Origin of the sequence: Thiocapsa sp. UBA6158 (assembly GCF_002423035.1) — a bacterium.
Taxonomy (GTDB): domain Bacteria; phylum Pseudomonadota; class Gammaproteobacteria; order Chromatiales; family Chromatiaceae; genus Thiocapsa.
Map to the genome: position 1 here is coordinate 1 of NZ_DIUM01000121.1, position 7099 is coordinate 7099.

Annotated in this window: 6 protein-coding genes; 2 read left to right on the forward strand and 4 right to left on the reverse strand. The window is 62.3% G+C overall.

The window, feature by feature from the left end:
* Window positions 1-547 precede the first annotated feature (547 nt).
* The 3 genes from B4N44_RS16540 to B4N44_RS16550 all read right to left on the reverse strand — a co-directional run bounded on the left by B4N44_RS16540 (window position 548) and on the right by B4N44_RS16550 (window position 4202).
* Window positions 548-1567 carry a tyrosine-type recombinase/integrase gene (locus tag B4N44_RS16540; protein ID WP_414718164.1) on the reverse strand — a complete coding sequence of 340 codons (1020 nt, stop codon included), beginning with the start codon at window positions 1565-1567 and terminating at the stop codon, window positions 548-550.
* A gap of 161 nt (window positions 1568-1728) precedes the next feature.
* Complete coding sequence (locus tag B4N44_RS16545) at window positions 1729-2112, reverse strand: hypothetical protein (RefSeq protein WP_296703111.1); 384 nt, start codon at window positions 2110-2112, stop codon at window positions 1729-1731.
* Between the two features lie 509 nt (window positions 2113-2621).
* Window positions 2622-4202, reverse strand: coding sequence for a peptide chain release factor 3 (locus tag B4N44_RS16550; protein ID WP_296703113.1), 1581 nt, complete (start codon window positions 4200-4202; stop codon window positions 2622-2624).
* A gap of 263 nt (window positions 4203-4465) precedes the next feature.
* On the opposite strand from B4N44_RS16550, the gene rimI reads away from it, so the two are divergent.
* Window positions 4466-4888 (forward strand): ribosomal protein S18-alanine N-acetyltransferase, encoded by a 423-nt coding sequence (gene rimI, locus B4N44_RS16555; protein ID WP_296703116.1) that lies wholly within the window; start codon window positions 4466-4468, stop codon window positions 4886-4888.
* 22 nt (window positions 4889-4910) lie between these two features.
* Here rimI and B4N44_RS16560 read toward each other — a convergent pair whose 3' ends face one another.
* Window positions 4911-6500: an inorganic phosphate transporter gene (locus B4N44_RS16560; RefSeq protein ID WP_296703119.1), complete on the reverse strand. Its 1590-nt coding sequence runs from the start codon at window positions 6498-6500 to the stop codon at window positions 4911-4913.
* A 325-nt stretch (window positions 6501-6825) separates the two neighbouring features.
* Between B4N44_RS16560 and B4N44_RS16565 the strand changes: the two genes are divergently transcribed.
* The coding region (locus B4N44_RS16565) for a hypothetical protein (protein WP_296703121.1) at window positions 6826-7099 on the forward strand (274 nt) is incomplete at its 3' end.

A 7099-nucleotide genomic window follows, 5' to 3' on the forward strand; every position in this document is an offset into this window, starting at 1 on the left:
CTGAGGCACGACGCTAATCACCTAAAGTTATTGGCAAGCAGTGTCACCCGCACTGGCGGAGGGCTATTATTAGTGCGGCTAACCCCAATATCCGCTCCCACTTCGGAAACGTTGCTCCAAAAAACATTGTTGTAGAGTGCAAGAGAAGACGCAGCCTGGCCCCCATACAAACTGAAGATGAGCCCGCCACCGTAGCCGCCGGTGTTGCCCTGGATGCTGTTGTTAGTGAAGTTAACAGTACTATAGGGCTCGGAACTAATATGGCCGCCGCCGGAGAGCTAACCGTGACTGAGCCAAAAATATAATCCAGATATCCGATATGTGCCTCAAGTCCAGCAGCGGAACAGGCCACGCAACAGGACCAGGCGATTAGAGAATGGGTTTGATCGGACAAGGAATCAGCAGCAGGGGTTATATAAATGCGAACCATTTTCGTATAGGATGGCGATGATGGCTCCTCCACGCAAACGACCTCTGGTACATACATTGCCGGTGCTGAATATTCAGACGCTGCACCGCGCGCGTGTCCTTATACCGGGGAAGATCCTCACGCTGTCGTGGTCGCGGCTCGGCACGTCGTGCGAAGTCCTGGTGCTGCACGGCGAGCGACGAGGCCCGGATCATCTTGGATACCCTCGCACCACCTTGCCCACTCTTCCATCATGGCGCGGCGCTTGTCGAACAGGTCGCCGCGCCGGTAAGCCGCCTCGGCTTTGTTGGCGACGACGTGCGCGAGCGCCATCTCGCAGACGTGGTTCGGGAAGCTGCTCACTTCGCCGGCCCAATCGCGGAACGACGAGCGAAACCCGTGCGGGACCGCGTCGCCGCGAGTGCCTCCGACGCCGTACCCGATGCCGCGCATCAGTTGGAGGAGGGCCATATTTGATCGCGGCCTCCCGTGTCTGGCGCCGAAAAAAATGAACTCGTTGTCAGTGATGCGGGGGAGGGTGCTCAGCAGTGTGAAGGCACGCTCGCTCAGCGGGACGCGATGTTCTCGTCGGGCCTTCATGCGCACGGCGGGGATCGTCCAGACGCGGCTGTTCAGGTCGATCTCGTCCCAGCGAGCATCGAGCACCTCCGTCGTGCGACACGCGGTCAGGATCAAGAATTCGAGCGCCTTGGCGCTGATACTGTCGAGCGTGCGCAACGCCTCGACGAACCCTGGGACGTCTTGGTACGGCAGTGCCGGCTGATGCCGGCTGACGCCGCCGTTCCTCTGCTTTTTGATCTTCGTGGGGCTTGCAAGTAATTTGTCGAGATGCCCGCGCCAGCGCGCGGGGTTGATGGGGTCGCGCCACTTCCTGGCGGCGGCGAAGTCAAAGATGTTCTCCATGCGCCCCTGGACACGTTTGGCCGTTTCGGTCTTCGTGTTCCAGATGGGTTGCAGGATGCCGAGGATATCTTCGGTGGTGATGGTGTCGACGGGCTGAGTGCCGATGACCGGACGGGCGTAGGTCTTCAGAGTCGCGGTCCATTGGCGTGCGTGCTTGATGTTGCTCCACTCGCGACGCCGTGCGCGGATATAGGCGGCCGCCACTGACGTGAAGCTCGGGACGGCCGTCGGCACTGCCTGCTTTCGCGCTACGTGTCGTAGATGAACTCAGTAATGGTCCCGCCCCGGACCTTCTCGACCGCCGCGTCAGCTCGCGACCTCTTGCGCCGCGCGCTTCTCGACGCTGGATCGACTCTGCTGCAGATGGGATTCGCTATCGGTGACTGCCGTCGTCTCTATCGCCCACGTTTCTCCAGCCCGAGGCGCCAGTCCTCGACGAAGGTCTCGATGGACTCGATGAAGTCGGGTTCGTGCACGGCGCGATTGATGGTGCAATGAACGAGTACTTCGGCAGGACGTCCGCTCTCGGCGTCGTTCTCGGACGTCAGGGTCCAGGCCAAGGCGTTGGGGCAGTGCGGCAACGTGAAGCGCAGCCCGTCGCGGATGTGCTCTCGGTTGACCTGGAACTGCCCCCAGAGGCAATACATCTCTCCTCGTTCGCCCTCCCATTCGAGCACGCGGTCGATCGAAGCGCACCAAGCGCTCAGTTGCGGTCCCGTGATCATCTGCTGCAGTTGTTCGGCGCTCAGGTGACAGCGGGCCGTTTCGAAGAATTCCATCGCAAGACGTCTTCAGCATGACGCGGAGGAGGGTAGGCTCGCCGGGAGGTTGACCGGATGGACGCCCGTTGCCGCATGAATTGTCGTTACGATAAGTCTAGAGGAGGGGAGTGCTCATGTCGAACCCAGCACGAGGCCGCGAACGCTCCGCCAAAGTGAAACAGCGAAGCGGTCATGTGCGTTCCGAGCGCGAGATCGGCGCCTGCCTCACTTGACATAATATACATTATGCGAAATCATGGAGGGGTCGGGAGCCACCGGCCAACAAGTCCACGGGCCGCCCCCGACCCCCCTTGGGCCGGGGGCGCAGGCCGGTGGATCCTATAACAAGAATGCCAAATCGATGACGGAGCTGAGGAATCCGGCTGCTCCGGGACCGACCTATGGAACGCCTCGGCCAAGCGTTCCGGTGTCTTGGAGGCCATCCGATCAGGCGACTGATCCGCGGCCTTGATGTCGATGGTCGATGGGTTCGACGCCCGGTGCGACAGACGAACCACGCTTGGCGATTACAGCTCGCGCGTCGCAAGAAACCGCACGTCGGGCCAGCGCTCTTGGGCTAGATCCAGGTTGACGCGAGTCGGCGCCAAGTAAACCAGCTGGTCGTCGCCGTCCAGTGCGAGGTTCTCGTAGCTCTTCTCCTTGAACTGTTCGAGCCGTTTCGGATCCTCGCAGACGACCCAGCGCGCGGTCTTGACGTTGGCGGGTTCGAACAGGGCCTCGACGCCGTACTCATCCTTGAGCCGGTAGGCAGCAACATCGAACTGCAGGATGCCGACGGCGCCCAGGATCATGTCGTTGTTCTTGAGCGGCCGAAAGACCTGAGTTGCGCCCTCTTCCGAAAGCTGTACGACGCCCTTCTGCAAAGCCTTCATGCGCAGCGGATCTTTGAGGACAACGCGTCGGAACAGCTCGGGAGCAAAATAAGGGATACCCCCGTATTTCAGCTCTTCGCCCTCGCTGAAGGTATCGCCGATCTGAATGGTGCCGTGGTTGTGCAGGCCGATGATGTCGCCCGGCCAAGCCTCTTCGACATGACGCCGTTCGTCGGCCTGAAAGGTGATGGCGTTCGCGACCTGAATGGTCTTGCCGATGCGCACGTGCCGCATCTTCATACCCTTCTTGTAGCTGCCCGAGCACACGCGCAAAAAGGCCACCCGATCGCGATGCGCCGGGTCCATGTTCGCCTGGATCTTGAAAACGAAGCCGGTGAAGGCGTCCTCGGCCGGATCGACCGTGCGTTGCAGCGTGTCGCGCGCACGCGGCGGCGGCGCATATTCGACGAAGGCATCGAGCAGCTCGCGTACACCGAAGTTGTTGATTGCAGAACCGAAGAAGACCGGCGTCTGGCGACCGGCGATGTAGGCATCGAGGTCGAGCGGATGGCTCGCACCCTGGACCAGCTCCATCTCGATGCGTAGCTCCTCGGCCTGATCACCGAGCACCTCGTCCATCCGAGGGTTGTCGATGCCCTGAATGATCTCCCCCTCGGTGATACGCCCGCCGTGCTGCGCGCTGAAGAGATGGGTCCGATCGAAGCGCAGGTCGTAGACGCCTTTGAAGCGTTTCCCCATCCCGATCGGCCAGGTCACGGGTGCGCACTGGATCTTGAGGATGTCCTCGACCTCGTCGAGCACCTCGATGGCGTCGCGCCCTTCACGGTCGAGCTTGTTGATAAACGTCAGGATCGGCGTGTCGCGCAGTCGACAGACCTCCATCAACTTGATGGTTCGCTCCTCGACGCCTTTCGCCACGTCGATGACCATCAACGCAGAGTCGACCGCGGTCAGCGTCCGATAGGTATCCTCGGAGAAATCCTGGTGTCCGGGGGTATCGAGCAGATTGACGATGCTCTCGCCATAGGGAAACTGCATGACCGAGGAGGTCACGGAGATCCCGCGCTCCTTCTCCAGCTCCATCCAGTCCGAGGTGGCGTGTCGCGCGGCCTTGCGTCCCTTGACTGTTCCGGCAAGCTGGATGGCCCCCCCGAACAGCAGCAGCTTCTCCGTCAGGGTGGTCTTGCCGGCGTCAGGGTGGGAGATGATGGCGAAGGTGCGACGCCGATGCAGTTGTTCTTGGAGCTCGCTCATGGGGAATCGTTGCGGTCTGGACTGCGTGCGACTAAACCGCGGAATTATAGACTTGAAGTGCCCGACGTTCACCTAAAAGCGCCTTGCGGGTTCAGCCGAACGCTCCGGTCGGTATACTGTGGGGCTTAGCTGCAAGCGAGCGCGCTGCACCATTACCCGAAACACTGCTGATTCGAGCCTATCAAACAATGCAAGAAACCCGTTCGACGATGCAACGGCCGCGCAGCGAGCCCGCCCTCCCCCTCGCCCTTCGCCTCCGGGCCATGACCGAGCGGGATGTCGAGACCGTCTGCGCAGCGGATCGCGCCGCTTACGAGCATCCGTGGACCGAGGGCATCTTTCGAGACTGTCTACGGGTCGGCTACTCCTGCTGGGTGGGCGAGCTCGAGGGGGAGATCGTCGCGCATGCCGCGATGGCGGTCGCCGTCGGGGAGTGTCACATTCTCAATCTCTGCATCCATCCCGACTGGCAAGGCCGAGGACTCGGCCGCCGCCTGCTGCGCCATCTGATGACATTCGCACGCACCCGACGCGCGGATAGCGCCTTCCTCGAGGTGCGCGCGTCAAACAGCCGCGCCCGTGCGCTCTATGCCTCGGAGGGATTCTGCGAGATCGGCCAACGGCCCGGCTATTACCCTGCCACCAAGGGGCGCGAGGACGCGGTCGTGCTTGCCCGCGCACTGTAGATTGCGCCGAGGATAGGAAGCCTCATCCCGTCAACATCCCCTTGATGGTGAAGAACAGCATCGCCGCCATGAGCGCGGACGCGGGCACCGTCACCACCCAAGCCGCGACGATCTTGAGCACCTGCGAGCGTTTCACCAGCTCATGGCGATAGACCTTGCGCAGGCTTTGGCGCTCGAGCTTGGAGAAATGGGCCGGGTCCATACTGCGTTTTGATTTGCGCTTGAGCTCGCGCAGCATGCGTCCCTTCTCGTCGATCGACGCCTTGGCGAATTTCGCGAGGAAGGCATCGATGGCGGCCTGATCGCCCTCCGGGTGATGCGCCTTGATGGTCTCGAGCATCCTCGCGTACTGGCTCTTGAGATACTCGCGCAGAAAACCGACGCCGAAGACAGCGCCGACAGCGACATGCGTCGTGCTGACCGGAAGCCCGAGCTGGCTGGCGAGGATGACCGTGAGTGTGGCGGCCATCGCGATGCAGTAGGCGCGCATCTGATCGAGCTCGGTGATCTCCGAGCCGACCGTTCGGATCACCTTCGGCCCGAACAGGCCCAGTCCGATCGCGATCCCGAGCGCACCCACGATCATGACCCACATGGGGATGGGTGCAGCCGCCGTGATCTCGCCGGTTCCCGAGCTCACCACCTCGACGATCGCCGCCAATGGCCCGACGGCATTGGCAACATCGTTCGAGCCGTGCGCAAAGCTCAGCAAGGCCGCGGCAAAGATCAGCGGCACGGTGAAGAGCTGATTGACCCCTTCTTTGGAGTTGCCGATCCGCCGTGCCTGGCGTTCGATGATCGGGCGTGCGCCCCGGAAGACCAGGATCGCCAGTACCGTACCGACGCCCAAGGCCTGCAGGATGTTCACGGTCCAGATCCGGTTGAGCCCTTTGAGCATCAGGTAGGTGCCGAAGGCGAACGCCATGGCGGCCACCAGATAGGGCACAGCCTGACGCGACGAGGCGACCAAGTCGGTCCGGTAGGTGATGCTGCGTTTGATCAGATACAGAAAGCCGGCGCCGATCGCGCCCCCCATGAGCGGCGAGATCACCCAGCTCGCGACGATCTTGGCCACGCTCTCCCAATCAGCGATACCGACCCCGCTCGACGCGATCCCGGCGCCCAGCACCGCGCCGACGATTGAATGCGTGGTCGAGACCGGGGCGCCCATGGCGGTGGCGATGTTCAGCCAGACCGCGGCGGCCAGAAGCGCCGCCATCATGATCCAGACGAAGGTGTCCGCGCTCCCGATGAGGTTCGGGTCGATGATGCCGCTGCGGATGGTTCCGACCACCTCGCCGCCCGCGATGATCGCCCCGGCCGCCTCGAAGATGGCCGCGATGATCAGCGCGCCGCCCAAGGTCAGCGCCCTCGAGCCGACCGCCGGACCCACATTGTTGGCGACATCGTTCGCGCCGATGTTCATCGCCATGTAGCCGCCGATCATGGCGGCAATCACGATGAAGAGACTGCCGCCATGGGTGACATCGACCCTGACGACGGTGTAGAGCATGACCCCGATGATGAAGAGCAAGCCGATGCCGAGGCGAAAGAGCTGTACCCGACCTTTTTTGGTCGCCTTTTCGAGCTCGTTGAGGTGTGTCAGCTCCATATCCGATCCGCATGTCGATGAGTCGCGCGGTATTGTTCCAGAAATAGAACCGTAACCCAATCGTCATGAATGCCTCGCAGGCGTGCGCGGATCCCGAGATCGGCACCATAAGGGTGCACGCAATGCCGACCTGATCCGGATCATGCCGAAGCTGATTCGCTTGAAAACGCTCGCAAACGACCGTCAATCCATCCGCGTTTCGGGCTATAGTTGAGGTCGTTACTCGGCTCCCGCCTCGCTTCGGGCTGCGCCAGCCGCCGAGTCGGAGTAAGGCGCAGCCCGGCCGCGTTGCCGGCCTCCTACCCAATCACTCCGGGACAGCTCGATGTCGCAAAAGCTCATGGTAACCCTCGACGGCAACGAGGCCGTGGCCTACGTCGCCCACCTGACCAACGAGGTCATCGCGATCTACCCCATCACGCCGTCCTCCAACATGGGCGAATGGGCGGACGAGTGGTCGTCGCTCGGCATTCCGAATCTTTGGGGCACGATCCCCGATGTCGTGGAGATGCAGAGCGAGGCCGGCACGGCCGGGGCCATTCACGGGGCGCTGCAGGGCGGCTCGCTGGCGACCACCTTCACGGCGTCGCAGGGCCTGC

What these genes read in the sequence shown, in the direction of transcription:
- rimI (WP_296703116.1), top strand. Translation starts at nt 4,466, where the DNA reads ATGACCGAGCGGGATGTCGAGACCGTCTGCGCAGCGGATCGCGCCGCT.
- B4N44_RS16560 (WP_296703119.1), bottom strand. Translation starts at nt 6,500, where the DNA reads ATGGAGCTGACACACCTCAACGAGCTCGAAAAGGCGACCAAAAAAGGT.
- B4N44_RS16550 (WP_296703113.1), bottom strand. Translation starts at nt 4,202, where the DNA reads ATGAGCGAGCTCCAAGAACAACTGCATCGGCGTCGCACCTTCGCCATC.
- B4N44_RS16545 (WP_296703111.1), bottom strand. Translation starts at nt 2,112, where the DNA reads ATGGAATTCTTCGAAACGGCCCGCTGTCACCTGAGCGCCGAACAACTG.